At 72.7% G+C, this 14,786-nt stretch carries 14 protein-coding genes; 7 read left to right on the top strand and 7 right to left on the bottom strand.

The window, feature by feature from the left end:
• Position 1: 1 nt before the first annotated feature.
• On the bottom strand, positions 2-1,015 hold the full coding sequence (locus ACTVZO_RS13045; protein ID WP_443298529.1) for a heme/hemin ABC transporter substrate-binding protein: 1,014 nt from the start codon (positions 1,013-1,015) through the stop codon (positions 2-4).
• A gap of 115 nt (positions 1,016-1,130) precedes the next feature.
• On the opposite strand from ACTVZO_RS13045, the gene ACTVZO_RS13040 reads away from it, so the two are divergent.
• From ACTVZO_RS13040 to ACTVZO_RS13030, 3 genes are all read left to right on the top strand, one after another.
• Positions 1,131-2,558 carry an HtaA domain-containing protein gene (locus tag ACTVZO_RS13040; protein ID WP_443298528.1) on the top strand — a complete coding sequence of 476 codons (1,428 nt, stop codon included), beginning with the start codon at positions 1,131-1,133 and terminating at the stop codon, positions 2,556-2,558.
• Between the two features lie 76 nt (positions 2,559-2,634).
• Positions 2,635-4,071 carry an HtaA domain-containing protein gene (locus ACTVZO_RS13035; RefSeq protein ID WP_443298527.1) on the top strand — a complete coding sequence of 479 codons (1,437 nt, stop codon included), beginning with the start codon at positions 2,635-2,637 and terminating at the stop codon, positions 4,069-4,071.
• A 19-nt stretch (positions 4,072-4,090) separates the two neighbouring features.
• Positions 4,091-4,783 (top strand): PhzF family phenazine biosynthesis protein, encoded by a 693-nt coding sequence (locus ACTVZO_RS13030; RefSeq protein ID WP_443298526.1) that lies wholly within the window; start codon positions 4,091-4,093, stop codon positions 4,781-4,783.
• Positions 4,784-4,871: 88 nt separating this feature from the next.
• Here ACTVZO_RS13030 and ACTVZO_RS13025 read toward each other — a convergent pair whose 3' ends face one another.
• Both ACTVZO_RS13025 and map read right to left on the bottom strand, forming a co-directional pair.
• Positions 4,872-5,519 carry a biliverdin-producing heme oxygenase gene (locus ACTVZO_RS13025; protein WP_443298525.1) on the bottom strand — a complete coding sequence of 216 codons (648 nt, stop codon included), beginning with the start codon at positions 5,517-5,519 and terminating at the stop codon, positions 4,872-4,874.
• Between the two features lie 130 nt (positions 5,520-5,649).
• Entirely contained in the window at positions 5,650-6,507 is an 858-nt protein-coding gene (gene map, locus ACTVZO_RS13020; protein WP_443298524.1) for a type I methionyl aminopeptidase, read from the bottom strand.
• A gap of 81 nt (positions 6,508-6,588) precedes the next feature.
• Here map and ACTVZO_RS13015 point away from each other — a divergent pair, with 81 nt between their 5' ends.
• Positions 6,589-6,831: a hypothetical protein gene (locus ACTVZO_RS13015; protein WP_443298523.1), complete on the top strand. Its 243-nt coding sequence runs from the start codon at positions 6,589-6,591 to the stop codon at positions 6,829-6,831.
• Positions 6,832-6,860: 29 nt separating this feature from the next.
• Here ACTVZO_RS13015 and ACTVZO_RS13010 read toward each other — a convergent pair whose 3' ends face one another.
• A complete protein-coding gene (locus ACTVZO_RS13010; protein ID WP_443298522.1) occupies positions 6,861-7,496 on the bottom strand; it encodes a hypothetical protein in 636 nt (211 codons plus the stop codon).
• A 117-nt stretch (positions 7,497-7,613) separates the two neighbouring features.
• Between ACTVZO_RS13010 and npdG the strand changes: the two genes are divergently transcribed.
• On the top strand, positions 7,614-8,330 hold the full coding sequence (gene npdG / locus ACTVZO_RS13005; RefSeq protein ID WP_443298521.1) for an NADPH-dependent F420 reductase: 717 nt from the start codon (positions 7,614-7,616) through the stop codon (positions 8,328-8,330).
• A gap of 102 nt (positions 8,331-8,432) precedes the next feature.
• The gene (locus tag ACTVZO_RS13000) at positions 8,433-8,615 is read left to right on the top strand and encodes a hypothetical protein (RefSeq protein ID WP_384226375.1); all 183 of its coding nucleotides are present in this window, start codon (positions 8,433-8,435) and stop codon (positions 8,613-8,615) included.
• A 13-nt stretch (positions 8,616-8,628) separates the two neighbouring features.
• Here the strand turns inward: ACTVZO_RS13000 and ACTVZO_RS12995 are convergent, their stop codons facing one another.
• Positions 8,629-9,429: a site-2 protease family protein gene (locus tag ACTVZO_RS12995; protein ID WP_443298520.1), complete on the bottom strand. Its 801-nt coding sequence runs from the start codon at positions 9,427-9,429 to the stop codon at positions 8,629-8,631.
• A gap of 73 nt (positions 9,430-9,502) precedes the next feature.
• Here ACTVZO_RS12995 and ACTVZO_RS12990 point away from each other — a divergent pair, with 73 nt between their 5' ends.
• Complete coding sequence (locus ACTVZO_RS12990; RefSeq protein WP_443298519.1) at positions 9,503-12,856, top strand: AfsR/SARP family transcriptional regulator; 3,354 nt, start codon at positions 9,503-9,505, stop codon at positions 12,854-12,856.
• A gap of 57 nt (positions 12,857-12,913) precedes the next feature.
• Here the strand turns inward: ACTVZO_RS12990 and ACTVZO_RS12985 are convergent, their stop codons facing one another.
• Together ACTVZO_RS12985 and ACTVZO_RS12980 are read right to left on the bottom strand one after the other, a co-directional pair.
• Positions 12,914-13,768, bottom strand: coding sequence for an ABC transporter permease (locus ACTVZO_RS12985; RefSeq protein WP_443298518.1), 855 nt, complete (start codon positions 13,766-13,768; stop codon positions 12,914-12,916).
• A complete protein-coding gene (locus ACTVZO_RS12980) occupies positions 13,765-14,766 on the bottom strand; it encodes an ATP-binding cassette domain-containing protein (RefSeq protein ID WP_443303153.1) in 1,002 nt (333 codons plus the stop codon). Before ACTVZO_RS12980 ends, ACTVZO_RS12985 begins: the two co-directional genes overlap by 4 nt.
• Positions 14,767-14,786 lie beyond the last annotated feature (20 nt).

Raw genomic sequence — 14,786 nt, 5'->3', positions numbered from 1 at the left:
GTCAAGCGGCCTTGCTGTAGAGCTGGGTGATCAGTGCGGACAGCACCTGGTCGGTGCGCGGGCCGTAGTTGAGCATGACGCCGTCGTCGACCGTGACCACGCGGCGGTCCATGCCGGCCGGGGTCTGGGCGACGCCGGGGATCTTCGTCAGGCCGTCGATGCCTCCGACGGACTCCAGGCCCTTGGACATGACGAGGATCGCGTCGGGGGCGGCGGCGGCCAGGGCCTCGCTGGTGATCGGGGTGAAGTCCTTGCCGAGCCCGGACTCCTTGCCGGTGTCGACCGCGCCGGCCGCCTCCAGCAGCGAGGCCGCTCCGGAGTCGGATCCGCCGAGCAGGTAGACCGAGGCGGTGCCGCGCAGGTAGAGGAAGGCGACCCGGGGCTTCTTGCCGGAGGCGGCCGGGATCTCCTTGCGGACGGCGGCGATCCGGTCGGCGGTGCGCTGGTTCAGGCGTGCGCCGGCGTCGGTGACCCCGAGCGCGGCGGCGACCGCGTCGATCCGCTTCGGTACGTCCTCCAGCGACTTGGCGGGGGCGATGACGAGGACGGGGACGCCCGCGTCGCGGATCTGCTGGACGGCCTCGGCGGGACCCGTGGTGGTCTCCGCGAGGACCAGCGTCGGGCGCAGCGAGAGCACGCTCTCGGCGGAGACGTCGTGGCCACGTGTCACCACCGGCAGTGCGGCGGCCTGTTCGAAGGTGGCGGTGATGTCCTTGGCGACCACCTTCTCGCCGAGGCCCAGGGTGTGGACGATCTCGTTGAGGCTGCCGGTCAGCGGGATGATCCGGTCCGCCGAGGCGATGGTGACCGAGGTGCCGTCGGCCGAGGGCACGGTCGCCGGCAGCGCGGGCAGGGGAGCCGGGGTGAGCGGTTCCACGCGGTCCGGCGCCGCGGCGGTGTGGGCGGATGGGCCCGGGGTGGTGGCCGTACCTCCGCAGCCCGTCAGCGCGAGTGCCAGTGCTGCCACGGCGAGGGCGAGACGGGGAAAGCGGTGTGACGCGGCGGGCGTAGGCACGAAGGCACCGTCCTGATCGTCCGACTGAGGTTTCTGGTGACCGGGGGTTTCCCATCCGGCGTGGTTAGCTTAGGTTAGCCTAACCTTTGCTCGCTAGACCCTGGAGGGGGCAGTCATGCCCACGAGACCCGCCCGTACGTTCGCCGTCGCCCTGTTGGCGGCCCTGCTGGGGGCGCTGCTCCCGGCCACCGTCGCCCGGGCGGGCACCGTGCAGGGAGGTCGACTCGACTGGGGCATCAAATCGTCTTTCCAGAGTTATGTCACGGGTCCCGTGGCGAAAGGAAGTTTCAAGCTGAAGAACGGAGCCGCCACCGTGGGCGGCAGCCTGTTCCGTTTCCACACGGCGACCGGCTCCTATGACCCGGAGTCAGGGGCCTTCGAGGCCTCGTACTCGGGCGGGGTGACCTTCCAGGGCCACCAGAAGCCCGACGGGGCCTACGAGCTGGACATGACCGTCAGCCGCCCCACCGTCAAGATCAACGGCGGTAGCGGCACCCTGTACGTGGACGTCTCCAGCAAGGCCAAGGACACCGGCGCGGTCACCAGCCAGTCCCAGGTGCCGTTCGCGACCCTGGGCCTGCGCGGGGTCGACATGAAGGGCGCCACCGGCCCGCTGACCCTCACGAACGTCCCGGCCACCCTCACCGAGCAGGGCGCCAAGGCCTTCGCCGGCTACTACGCGGCCGGCGCGCAGCTCGACCCCGTCACGCTCTCCGCCGACGTCAAGGCGGCCCCGTCCGCCCAGCCTTCGCAGTCGCCCAGCGCGCAGCCGAGCACGTCCGCACAGACCCCGCAGACGCCCGGTGCCTTCACCGACGCCGCCGTCGACTGGGGCGTGCGCCGCACCTTCCGCGAGTACGTCTCCGGTTCGGTCGGCCAGGGCAAGTGGACCCTCGCCGAGGGCGCCCAGGACGGCGGCGCGCTGTTCCGATTCGCACAGGGCAAGGGCGCGTACGACGGCGGGAAAGGCACTCTTGACGCCGCCTTCGCCGGCACCGTCCACTTCACCGGCGCCCATCTGGACCTGAAGCTCGGCGCGGTGCGCGTCACGGTGGAGAACGGCAAGGGCGTCCTGTCCGCCGATGTCACCACCGGCGGTACGACGAAGAACGCCGTCGCCCTGGTCGAGTTCGACGCCAAGAACCTCAAGACCGAGGGCGGCCTGGCCACCCTCACCGAGGCCCCCGCCACCCTCACCGAGGGCGGCTCCCAGGCCTTCAACGCCATGTACAAGGCGGGCACCGAGATGGACCCCGTCTCGCTCGCGATCGCCCTCGACTCCACCGCGAAGCTGCCCGCGCTGCCCGACCTGGGCTCCACGGCCGCACCCTCGCCCGAACCCAGCGCCTCCCCCGAGGCGGTCGCCAAGGCCGCGAAGTCCTCGAACACGGGGCTGTACACCGCCCTGGCCGTGGCCGTGCTGGTGCTCGCCGCGGGCGCCGTCCTCCTCCTGCTCCGCAAGCGCCGCGCCCAGGCCCAGGCCGAAAGCGCGCGGGGTGCCGGGGCGGACGCCACGGGCAGTGCCGGGGCCGAAAACCCGTAACGGCCGCGCCCCCTGCTCCGCCCCCTTCTCCCGTACCTCTTCCTTCTTCTCTTCCTCTTCCCAGGAGTTCTCAGCCATGTCGTCCCACCGCCGCCCGATCGCCGTCGCGGCCGCCGTCCTCACCGCCGCCGCCCTCGGCGCCACCGCCCTGGTCCTGCCCGCGTCCGCCGCGGACGGTCCGCCGACCGCCCCGGTGAAGATCGTCGGCGGCACCCTCGACTGGGGCGTGCTCGCCAGCTACCGCGCCTACGTGACGGGCATGGCCAAGGGCACCATCACCGTGGCGGAGGGCGCCACCCAGAACGCGGACGGCAGCCTGCGGTTCGGCGAGCCGACCGGACAGTACGAGCCGGCCGCCGGCCACGTGGTGAAGGCCGCCTTCAAGGGCAGCGTCACCTTCTCCTCGCCCGCCCCGCCGGCCGGCCACGGTTTCGAGGTCAAGCTCTCGGACTTCCGCATCGACACGGGCACGAAGAAGGTCACCGCTGACGTCACCAAGGGCGGCGCCACGACCCAGGACGTGCCGCTGGCCGCCGTGGCCTTCGCCGGCCAGTCGATGGCCAACCTGGGGACCACCCTCACCAAGGAGGCCGCGGACGCGCTCGGTTCGGCCTCGTACGAGAACAAGGCGGGCGACCCGCTCACCGCGAAGCTGGAGTTCGAGAAGCCCGCCCCGCCGTCCCCCTCCCCGTCGCCGACCCCGTCGCCGTCGCAGTCGCAGAGCCCCTCCCCGACCCCGACGAAGTCGGCGACCCCCACCGAGAAGCCCACGGTTCCGGCCGACGGCCCGCAGAAGGTCCTCAGCGCCAAGCTGACGTGGGGCGTGAAGGAGTCCTTCCGCAAGTACGTGCTGAGCGCCGGCTCGATCACCCCGGCCGGCGGCGCCGCCAAGAACGGCGACCTCTACGACTTCGCCCTCGGCAAGGGCGAGCTCGACGCCAAGAAGCAGACGCTGAACGCCTCCTTCGAGGGCAGCCTCCGCTTCCAGTACGCCGCCCACGGCATCGACATGACCTTCGCCAACCCCCGCGTCGCGGCCACCGGCAAGACCGGCACGCTCTACGTGGACGTGAAGACCGCCTCCGGCAGCAAGACGGCCGTCCCCTTCGCCACGCTCGACCTGTCGAAGACGGACTACAAGACCAAGGACGGCGTCCTGGCGCTGAACGCCGTCCCGGCGGCCTTCACCACCGAGGGCGCGGCCACCTTCGCCAACGACACCACCGGCTCCATGTACAAGGCCGGGGACGCGATCGACCCGCTCACCGTCTCCGTGGCGGTGGACAAGGACGCCACCCTCCCGGGCGGCACCACCGGCGGTACGGGCGGCACCACCGGGGGCACCGGCGGCACGGGCGGCACCGGAGCCACCGCGGCCACCGTCGGCGGCAACCTCGCCGCCACCGGTGCGGAGATCCCCGCGGGAGCCCTGCTCGGCACCTCGGGCGCCGTGATGGCGGCCGGTGCCGGCGCGGTCTTCCTCGCCCGCAGGCGGCGCACGGCCCAGCGCTGACCCGTGCTTGAATGCCCGCGTGAACGATCAACTCGATCAACTCGACGTGTTGAAGGTCTTCTGCGCGGGCGACGGCCGGCACGGCAACCTGCTCGGTGTCGTACGTGACGGCCGGGCCTGCCCCGACGATGCGTCGCGGCAGGCCCTGGCGGCCGAACTCGGCTACAGCGAGACGGTGTTCGTCGACGATCCCGAGCGCGGGATCGTCGACATCCGCACGCCCGGCACGCGGATGTCCTTCGCCGGACATCCGCTGGTCGGGCTCGCCTGGCTGCTGGACGTCGAGGAGCTCCGGCCGCCGGCCGGGTCCGTATGGGCCCGCGACGACGGCGAGTTCACCTGGATCACGGCCCGCCCCGAGTGGGTCGAGGGCAAGCGCACCGAGCAGTACGGGTCGGTCGCCGAGGTCGAGGCGCTGCCGGCCCCGCCGCCGGGCGAGGGCTGGCTCTACGCGTGGGCCTGGGAGGACGAGGCCGCCGGGCGCGTACGGGCCCGCGGCTTCCCGCGCCGCGCCGACGGGGTCATCGCCGAGGACGAGGCCACCGGCTCCGCGGCGATCCTGCTCACGGTCCAGCTGGGCCGCGCCCTCAACATCACCCAGGGCGCGGGCTCCCAGATCCTCACCGCCCCGGGCCCCGACGGCAGCGTGGAGATCGGCGGCCGCGTCCGCTTCGCCCGGCTCGCCCCGCCGGCGGCCGGGTCCCACCGCTGACCCCGCGGTCCGCACGTACGAAGAGGGACGGCCCGGTGCGTTCGCACCGGGCCGGCCCTCTGTACGCCGACCGTCCCGCGGGGGACTGCTACGCGCTGAGCTGGAACTGCTCGCCCAGCTCGCGGAAGACCGCGCCGTTGAAGTCGAAGGCGCGCTTGCACTCGTCGATGATGCGCTGCTTCTCCAGGTCGTCCGCCGCTATGGCGTCCAGCAGCTCGCGGTAGGTCCGCTTGAAGGCCGCCGGGTTGGAGATGTCCGCGAAGACGTAGAAGCGCACCCCGTCGCCCTTGCGCTCGAAGCCCCAGGTGCGCTCCGCCTTGTCGCGGATGATCTGGCCGCCGGAGAGGTCGCCCAGGTACCGGGTGTAGTGGTGGGCGACGTAGCCGCCGGGCCACTCGGCCGCGCACTGGGCCACCCGGGCGGCGTAGGCCTCGGTCGCGGGCAGCGCCACGACGGACTCGCGCCAGTCCGGGCCGAGCAGGTGCGCGAGGTCGCGCTCGATCTCGGCGACGCGCATCAGCTCGGGCTGGATGAACGGACCCGCGACCGGGTCGTCCTTCAGGGACTCGGCGGCGTCCTCCAGGGCCCGGTACACGAACCACAGCTGCTCGGTGTAGCGCGTGTACGCGTCCACGCCGAGGCGCCCGCCGAGCAGGTCGCTCATGAAGGTCGACGTCTCTGCTTCGGTGTGCTGCTCGTGCGAGGCGACGCGGATGACCGTAGAGAAGGCGTCCAAGACGGACCTCCAGGAAGAGGAAACAGACGTGGCGGCATGCCCGCCACGTCCGATCTTCCTACTTAGGCATGCCTAAGTCAATGTGTTCCCGACGTCTTGTCGGTAAAAAACGCGGCGGCCGCGGAAGCCGCTACGGAAGGGTCAGGATCTCCGCCCCGTCGTCGGTCACGACGAGCGTGTGCTCGAACTGCGCGGTCCGCTTGCGGTCCTTGGTGACCACGGTCCAGCCGTCCGCCCACATGTCGTACTCGTGGGTGCCCAGGGTCAGCATCGGCTCGATGGTGAAGGTCATCCCGGGCTCGATGACGGTGGTGGCGTGCGGGCTGTCGTAGTGCGGGATGATCAGGCCGGAGTGGAACGACGAGTTGATGCCGTGACCGGTGAAGTCCCGGACCACGCCGTAGCCGAAGCGCTTCGCGTACGACTCGATGACCCGGCCGATGATGTTGATCTGGCGGCCCGGCTTGACGGCCTTGATCGCCCGGTTCAGTGCCTCCCGGGTGCGCTCCACCAGCAGTCGCGACTCCTCGTCCACCTCCCCGCACAGGTAGGTGGCGTTGTTGTCGCCGTGGACCCCGCCGATGTACGCGGTCACGTCGAGGTTCACGATGTCGCCGTCGCGCAGCACGGTGGAGTCCGGGATCCCGTGGCAGATGACCTCGTTCAGCGAGGAGCACAGCGACTTGGGGAAGCCCCGGTAGCCCAGCGTCGACGGGTAGGCGCCGTGGTCGCACATGTACTCGTGCGCGACCCGGTCCAGCTCGTCGGTGGTCACCCCCGGCGCGATCAGCTTGGCGGCCTCCTCCATCGCCCGGGCGGCGATGCGGCCGGCGGTGCGCATGGCCTCGATGGTCTCGGCCGACTGCACCTCCGGTCCGGTGTACGGGGTGGGTGCGGGCTTGCCCACGTACTCGGGACGGCGGATGTTTCCGGGAACGGAACGGACGGGAGAGAGCTCGCCTGGTACGAGCAGCGACTGGCCAGACATGCAAGCGAGTGTATCCAGCGGGGATGGGGCAGCATGGCGGCAGAGAGCGGTAGCGGCGGTATCGAGAGGAGCCCGACAGCGATGGCCGTGTTCAAGAAGCGCCAGGTGGGCAAACCGGGCGAATGGTACTACTGCCTGGTCCACCACAAGGTCGAGGAAGGCCCCGAGTGCCCCGCCAAGGACCGCTTCGGTCCGTACGGGACCCCGGAGGAGGCGGCCCACGCCATGGAGACGGCACAGGAACGCAACCTCGAATGGCAGAACGACCCCAAGTGGAACGACAAGTCCCGGGAGGAGGGCGGCGGCGAGGGCACGGCGACCTGACGAGGGGCTGGACAACGGCTGGACGAGGGCTACCAGCGGCTGGGCGGCGGCGCGGTCAGCTGATCGGCCAGCCGTGCCAGCCGGTCCCGGAAGCGGCGCGGCCCGCGCTGCACCGGCAGGCTGTTCTCCCCGGCCGCCGCGCTGACCAGGTGCTGGAGGGTGTCCAGATCCATCCCCCAGCCGTCCGCGGCAGGGGGCGCCCCCTCCGCGGGGCCCGCCGGCGCCGAGAGCGCGTCGTGCGCGAGCGCGCCCAGGTCCGGATCCCCGCCGTCCAGGGACAGTACGGTCGCCCCCGCGCGCCGGGCGTCGTGGACGCGCTCCAGCAGCCCCTCGCCCGGCTCCCCGGGAGCCACCACCAGCACCGTGTGCCCGCGCCGGGCCGCGGCCAGCCTGCCCAGCCCGACCGACAGGTGCGGCGGCTGCCCGGGCTGCACGCGGTGGCGCACCAGCGTGGGCGCCAGCTCCGGCAGCCCCGACCAGGCGGCCTCGTCCACCAGGTGCGCGGCCAGGTGCCAGGGTTCGTACCGCTCGGTCCCCACGAGCAGCAGCTTCCCGCCGGCCGGCACGACCGAGCGGCGCAGCGAGCCCGCGAAGCGGCGTGCGGCGCCGGGCCACTGCGTACCGGCGAGGACCTCGCGCAGCAGCGCGACTCTCACGGCATCCATAGCGGCATCCTGCACCATGAACCGGACAACCGCGGCCACTTCGCACCCCTTGGCTTCCCCCACCCCACCCCCTCCCTTCCCTCCTCCTCTGCGGTACTCGGCAGTACCCTCGCCCCCATGACCTCCACAGACAGCACGCAGCAACCCCCGGCGAAGGCCCCCGCCAAGGACCCGTGGGACCTCCCGGACGTCTCCGGCCTCGTCGTCGGCGTCCTCGGCGGCACCGGCGACCAGGGCCGCGGCCTGGCCTACCGGCTCGCCCGGGCCGGCCAGAAGGTGATCATCGGCTCGCGCGCCGCCGACCGCGCGCACACCGCCGCCGAGGAACTGGGCCTCGGCGTGGAGGGTGCGGACAACGCCGAATGCGCGCGCCGCAGCGACATCGTGATCATCGCGGTGCCGTGGGAGGGCCACGCCAAGACCCTCGAAGCACTCCGCGAGGACCTCGCGGGCAAGCTCGTCGTGGACTGCGTCAACCCGCTCGGCTTCGACAAGCAGGGCGCCTACGCCCTCCGGGTCGAGGAGGGCAGCGCCGCCCAGCAGGCCGCCGCCCTGCTCCCGGACTCCCGCGTCACCGCGGCCTTCCACCACCTCTCGGCGGTCCTGCTCCAGGACGAGTCGATCGACGAGATCGACACCGACGTCATGGTCCTCGGCGAATCCCGCGCGGACACCGACCTCGTCCAGGCCCTCGCCGCCCGCATCCCGGGCATGCGCGGCGTCTTCGCGGGCCGCCTCCGCAACGCCCACCAGGTCGAATCCCTGGTAGCCAACCTCATCTCGACCAACCGCCGCTACAAGGCCCACGCGGGCCTCCGCATCACGGACGTCTGACGGGGCCGGGTGGGATCGCGCCCGCCCTTACGGGAACACTGCGGGGCATGGGAGACACTGGAGGGGCTCGGCCCCGTTCAGTGTTTTCGAGGAGCTCTTTCCATGCCCCGCCTTGCCGTCTTCGCCGTTGTCGTCTGCGTACTCGCCATCGCCGCGGCCGTCGTCGCCTTCGTGGAGGGCAGTTTCATCGGGATCGTCTGGGTGCTGCTGGCCGGTCTCACGTCCAACATGGCCTGGTACTACATCCGCAAGGCGAAGGCCGAGAAGGCGGCGCGGGCCTCGTAGGGCCGTCCCGCCGCTAGTTCTGCGGGACCTCGCACAGGCCGTCGGCCTCCTGCCAGAAGCGGTAGAGGTCGCGGCCGCAGTACGTCTCCAGGTCCGACACGCCCAGGCCGGTCAGGATGTCGCGCACCACGTCGAAGAAGAACGCGTTGACCTCCGGGATCCACAGCAGCGCGAACACCGCGATCAGGCCGAACGGCGCCAGCGGCTCCAGTTCGCGGCGGATCCGGTACGAGAGCCAGGGCTCGATCACCCCGTAGCCGTCGAGGCCCGGCACCGGCAGGAAGTTCAAGATCGCCGCCGAGACCTGGAGCAGCGCCAGGAAGGCCAGCGCGTAGCGGAAGGCGAGCGGGACCCCGTCCAGGGCGTCCAGCCAGAACGGGGCCGTGCACACCACGGCGAAGGCCACGTTCGTCAGCGGGCCCGCCGCCGAGATGAGGCTGTGCTTCCAGCGGCCCCGGATGCGGTCGCGCTCGATGTACACCGCGCCGCCGGGCAGGCCCAGGCCGCCCAGGATCACGAAGAGCACCGGCAGGACGATGCTGAGCAGGGCGTGCGTGTACTTGAGCGGGTTCAGCGTCAGGTAGCCCTTGGCTCCCACCGTCAGGTCGCCGCCGTGCAGCGCGGTGCGGGCGTGCGCGTACTCGTGCAGGCAGAGGGAGACCACCCACGCCGAGGTCACGAACAGGAACACGGCGAGCCCGGTGCTCGTCGAGTACCCCGTCCACACGGCCCAGCCGGTGACCGCCATGACGGCCGCGATGCCGAGGAATACGGAACTGATCCGCCGCTCTCCGCGGCTGCCCTGGTGACCCATGCCGCGAAACCTATCCCGGTTGCCGTACGGAAATAAGGTCGGGGCCGGGCGCCCGTCCGGGGACAATGGGCCGGTGCGTTACGCGATTCTCGGTACGACCCAGGCCATGCGCGACGACGGGAGCCCCGTCGCCGTCGGCGGAGCCCGCCTGCGCGCGCTGCTGACCGCGCTCGCGCTGCGGCCCGGCCGGGCGGTGCCGGCGCACCTGCTCGTCGCCGAGGTGTGGGACGGCGAGCGGCCGGCCGACGCGCCGGCCGCCCTCCAGGCGCTGGTCGCGCGGCTGCGGCGGGCGCTGGGGCACCAGGCCGTGCGCTCCACCGAGGGCGGCTACCTGCTGGCCGCCGACCGCGAGGACGTCGACCTGTACCGCTTCGAGCGGCTGGCCCGGGCCGGTGCCGAGGCCCTGGAGAACGGCGATCCGGCCAAGGCCGCCGACCTGTACGAGGAGGCCCTCGCCCTGTGGCGGGGCCCCGCCCTCGCCGACCTTCCCGACCCGGCCGCGGAATCCGCGCGCTGGGAGGCCGTACGGATGGACGCGCGCCGGGGCCGGATCGCCGCGGCCCTGGCCCTGGGCGGGGCGGAGCAGGCCCTGCCGGAGCTGACGGAGCTGTGCGCGCGGCAGCCGCTGGACGAGTCCCTGCAGGCCCTGCGGATCCGGGCGCTGCGCGACGCGCACCGCCCGGCGGAGGCCCTGGAGGCGTACGACACCGTGCGCCGCGACCTGGCCGCCCGCCTGGGCACGGACCCGGGACCCGCCCTGCGCGCCCTGCACGCCGAGCTCCTGAACCCCCGGCCCGAGCCCGGCCCCGTGCCCGGCCCCGCACCCGTATCGGGCGCGCACGGCGCCGCCGCGCCGGCCGGGCCGCCGCCCGGGCAGCCCGGCCGGCAGCCCGCGCAGGGCAACCTGCGGGCCCGGCTCACCACCTTCGTCGGGCGCGAGGACGATATCCGCGACATCGGCGGCGACCTCGCCCGCGCCCGGCTCGTCACCCTGCTCGGCCCCGGCGGGGCGGGCAAGACCCGGCTCTCCCAGGAGGCCGCCGAGGCACAGGACCCGGACGGCTGGCCCGACGGGGTGTGGCTCGTCGAGCTGGCCCCCGTGGACGATCCGGAAGACGTCGCCGAGGCCGTGCTCGCCGCGCTCGGCGCGCGCGAGACCAAGCTGCGCGGCGCCGCCGCCGAGGAGCTGCGGGTGCTGACCGACCGCACCGGCGACGACCCCCTCGACCGCCTCGCCGAGCACTGCGCACGGCGCCGGCTCCTGCTGCTCCTCGACAACTGCGAGCACGTCGTCGAGGCCGCCGCCGTGCTCGCCGAGCGGCTGCTCACGCACTGCCCCGGCATCCGGATCCTGGCCACCAGCCGCGAACCCCTCGGCGTGCCCGGGGAGACGCTGCGGCCGGTGGAGCCGCTGCCCGACCCGGTCGCGCTGCGGCTCCTCGCCGACCGCGGCGCGGCCGCCCGCGCCGGGTTCACCGTGGCCCAGGACCCGGCCGCCTGCGCCGAGATCTGCCGCCGCCTCGACGGGCTGCCGCTGGCCATCGAACTGGCCGCGGCCCGCCTGCGGCTGCTCACCCCGCGCCAGATCGCCGACCGCCTCGACGACCGGTTCCGGCTGCTGACCGGCGGCAGCCGGACCCTGCTGCCCCGGCAGCAGACCCTGCGCGCCGTCGTCGACTGGTCCTGGGACCTGCTGGAGGAGCCCGAGCGCACCGTCCTGAGCCGGCTCTCCGTCTTCGCGGGCGGCTGCGACCTCGCCGCCGCCGAGACGGTGTGCGCCGGGGGAGCCGCCGGAGGCGTCCTCGACGTCGCCGGGACGCTCGGCTCCCTCGTCGACAAGTCCCTCGTCGTCGCCGCCCCCGGGCCCGACGGCTCCGGCATGCGCTACCGGCTGCTGGAGACGGTCGGCGAGTACGCCGCCGAGCGCCTGGCCGAGGCCGGCCGCGACCGGGAGGACACCGAGCGCCGCCACCTCGTCCACTACCGCGAACTGGCCCGCACCAGCGAGCCGTTGCTCCGCGGCCACGGCCAGCGGGCGGCGACCGACCGGCTCGCCACCGAGTACGAGAACATCCGCACCGCCCTGCGCCGGGCCGTCGCCGCCCGCGACGCCGACGAAGTGCTCTGCCTCATCCACTCGCTGGGCTGGTACTGGCACATGCACGACCTGCGCGCCGAGTCCCGGCACTGGACCGACGCGGCCGCCACCTTCGGCCCCGACCCGTTCGCCGGGCCCGGCGTCGCCTTGGCGGAGCCCGTGTACGAGCGGCTCGTCGACACGCCCCCGCCCTACCGCGGCGAACTCCTCACCGAGGCCTGGCGCGCCGTCCACCTGGTCCGGCTGGCCTCCCGCGACCAGACCAAGGCCGACTGGAACAGCCCCGACGTCCGCGCCCAGGTCGACGGGGTGATCGCCGCCTACCGCCCCGGACTCCCGCAGACCTGCCGGACCCCCGCCTCGCTCTGGATCTACGCCGTCATGATCGCGGGCGATCCCGGACGGCTCCACCGGGTCATCGACGCGACCGTCGACACCGCCCGCGAGCTCGGCTACCGCTGGGAGCTGGCCTCCGCCCTCCAGCTGCGGGCCAACATCCTCGCCAACCGGGCGGACTGGGCCGGCGACGCCTCCCGCGACGCCGACGAGAGCCTCGCCCTGTTCCGTGAGCTCGGCGACGCCTGGGGCTGCGCCGAGGCGCTCTCCGCCCGCGCCGAGTCCCTGGAGAAGCGCGGCGAGTACGCCCTGGCCGCCCGGGACTTCCGGGAGGCGATCGCGTACGCCGAACGCCTGGGAGCCAAGGCGCAGGTGACGGTCCTGCGCGTACGGATGGCCGGGACCCTCAGCGAGAGCGGCCGGATGGAGGAGGCCGAGGAGATCCTCACCGGGATCGTGGCCACGGTCCAGCAGTACGGCAACGAGGCCATGCCCGCCGCCCGGATGTTCCTCGCCGGCATCATGGGCCGCACCGGCCGCATTCCGGAGGCCCGGGCGCAGCTCCAGACGCTGCGCGAGGAGTTCGCCTTCGGCGCGTTCGCCATCTTCGACGGCTTCCTGCTGGGCACGCTGGCCTGGCTGGCGAACCAGGAGGGCGCGTACGAGGAGTCGCTGACCCTGCTGCGCCAGGCGATGGACACCGTCCAGGACCCGCTCGCCCGGATGGTGGCCCCGCAGATGCCGACGGTCTACCTGGTGACCGCGGCGTTCTCGATGGCCTCGCTCGGCGGCCCGCGGGAGTACGACGCCGCCCGGCTGCTCGGCGCCTACCGGGCGCTGCTGCCGCCCGGGCACTTCGCCGTCACCACGGAACGCGAGGACGCCGCCCGTACGGAGGAGCTGGCGCGGGCGGCGCTCGGCGCGGCCGGATTCGAGGCGGCGTACGCCGAAGGCGGCGGCCTCACCCTGGAGGAAGCCGCCGCCCTCATCTGACCCGGCCCCCGGCCGGAGCCCGTCCGGGACGCGATCCGGAACGGACCGGTCCGCGGATCAGGTCTTCTGGCGGAACTTGCGCACCGCGAGCGGCATGGTGACGGCGGTGATGGCGACCGACCAGGCGAGGGTCATCCACACCGAGTCGCCGACCGGACCCCCGTTGATCAGGGCGCGGGCCGCATCGGCCAGGTTGGACAGCGGGTTGTAGTCCGTGAAGGACTGCAGCCAGCCCGGCATCGTGGACGGCGGGGCGAAGATCGAACTGCCGAACTGCAGCGGCATCAGGACCAGCATCGCCATGCCCTGGACGGCCTGCGCGGTCTTCATGGTGAGACCGAGCAGGATGAAGATCCACATCAGCGAGGCGCCGAAGACGGCCGAGAGGCCGATGGCCAGGAACAGGTCCAGCACCGAGGACTTGATCGACAGGCCGAGGATGAAGCCGACGCCGAGCAGGATCGTGATGGCCACCATCATCCGGCCGAGCTCGACGACGATCTTGGCGAGGAGCACGGACGACCGGGCGATCGGCATGGACCGGAAGCGGTCCATCACGCCCTTCTTGAAGTCGTCGTTGACCCCGGTGCCGACCGCCATGGCGATGTTCATGCCCATCATGGCCATCAGGCCCGGGACCACGTAGTTCACGTAGTCCGCCTGGTTGCCCTTGCCGGAGATCGCGCCGCCGAAGACGAACACGAACAGCAGCGTGAAGATGATCGGCATGAACAGGACGTCGAACATCGACTCGGGGTCCTGCTTGATCTGCAGGGCGTTGCGGCGCACCAGCGCGCCGATGTGCCGCAGGTTGGCCCGCAGGCCGATGCGGCCCTCGCCGGGCAGCGGGGCCGCGGCGGCCCGGACGGGCGTGTCCCCGGCGGGCTGCTTCGTCGTGGTTACGGTGCTCATGCCGCGACTTCCTCGGTCATCTCGGTGGTGGGCTTCTGGCCGGTGATCGACAGGAACACCTCGTCCAGGCTGGGCAGGTAGGTGCCGAGGTCGGCGATCGCGTACCCGCGGGCGGCCAGCAGGCCGACCACGGCGGTCAGCTGTTCGTCGCTCAGGATCGGCACCAGCAGGACGCCCTCGTCCGGCACGGCCTGCGAGCCGGCCACGCCGTCGAGCCCGGCCTCGGCCAGCGAGCGGGCCATGCCCGGCAGGTCGGCGGAGTCCACGGGGCGCAGCCGCAGCGTGCGGCCGCCGACCCGGGCCTTCAGCTCGTCGACCTTGCCGTTGGCGATGACCTTGCCGCGGTCGATGACCGTCAGCTCGCTGGCGAGCTGCTCGGCCTCCTCCATGTACTGGGTGGTGAGCAGCACGGTGGCGCCCTCGGCCACCAGCCGCTGGACCTCGTCCCACACCTCGTTGCGGGTGCGGGGGTCCAGACCGGTGGTCGGCTCGTCCAGGTAGAGGACGGCCGGGTTGCCGATGAGGGAGGCCGCCAGGTCCAGGCGCCGGCGCATGCCGCCCGAGTAGTTCATGGCGGCCTTCTTCGAGGCCTCGGTCAGCGAGAACCGCTCCAGCATCTCGTCCGCGCGGGACCGGGCGTCCTTGCGGGACAGGTCGAGCAGCCGCCCGATCATGTAGAGGTTCTCCCAGCCGGAGAGCTTCTCGTCGACCGAGGCGTACTGGCCGGTGAGGCCGATGGTGCGGCGCAGCTGCCGGGGCTGGCGGACCACGTCGAAGCCGGCGACCCGGGCCGTGCCGGCGTCCGGGGTGATCAGGGTGGACAGGCAGCGCACCAGGGTGGTCTTGCCGGCGCCGTTGGGGCCCAGGACCCCGAGGACGGTGCCCTCGCGGACGTCCAGGTCGACACCGTCCAGGGCCTTCGTCTCGCCGTAGTGCTTGACCAGCCCCCGTACTTCCACGGCGTTGGGATTCTTGTCGTTTCGCGTCATGCCCACCATGGGATCAGACGCCACTGACA

This window comes from Streptomyces sp. IBSNAI002, assembly GCF_052244475.1.
Lineage (GTDB): Bacteria > Actinomycetota > Actinomycetes > Streptomycetales > Streptomycetaceae > Streptomyces.
Note: the sequence above shows the minus strand (reverse complement) of the source record. Positions and strands in the feature narration are given on the sequence as shown.

Excerpts from the sequence above, each read along its gene's own strand:
- ACTVZO_RS12980 (WP_443303153.1), bottom strand. The coding sequence starts at position 14,766 with ATGGTGGGCATGACGCGAAACGACAAGAATCCCAACGCCGTGGAAGTA.
- ACTVZO_RS13040 (WP_443298528.1), top strand. The coding sequence starts at position 1,131 with ATGCCCACGAGACCCGCCCGTACGTTCGCCGTCGCCCTGTTGGCGGCC.
- ACTVZO_RS13010 (WP_443298522.1), bottom strand. The coding sequence starts at position 7,496 with ATGGATGCCGTGAGAGTCGCGCTGCTGCGCGAGGTCCTCGCCGGTACG.
- map (WP_443298524.1), bottom strand. The coding sequence starts at position 6,507 with ATGTCTGGCCAGTCGCTGCTCGTACCAGGCGAGCTCTCTCCCGTCCGT.
- ACTVZO_RS13000 (WP_384226375.1), top strand. The coding sequence starts at position 8,433 with ATGCCCCGCCTTGCCGTCTTCGCCGTTGTCGTCTGCGTACTCGCCATC.
- ACTVZO_RS13035 (WP_443298527.1), top strand. The coding sequence starts at position 2,635 with ATGTCGTCCCACCGCCGCCCGATCGCCGTCGCGGCCGCCGTCCTCACC.
- ACTVZO_RS12995 (WP_443298520.1), bottom strand. The coding sequence starts at position 9,429 with ATGGGTCACCAGGGCAGCCGCGGAGAGCGGCGGATCAGTTCCGTATTC.
- ACTVZO_RS12985 (WP_443298518.1), bottom strand. The coding sequence starts at position 13,768 with ATGAGCACCGTAACCACGACGAAGCAGCCCGCCGGGGACACGCCCGTC.
- ACTVZO_RS13015 (WP_443298523.1), top strand. The coding sequence starts at position 6,589 with ATGGCCGTGTTCAAGAAGCGCCAGGTGGGCAAACCGGGCGAATGGTAC.
- npdG (WP_443298521.1), top strand. The coding sequence starts at position 7,614 with ATGACCTCCACAGACAGCACGCAGCAACCCCCGGCGAAGGCCCCCGCC.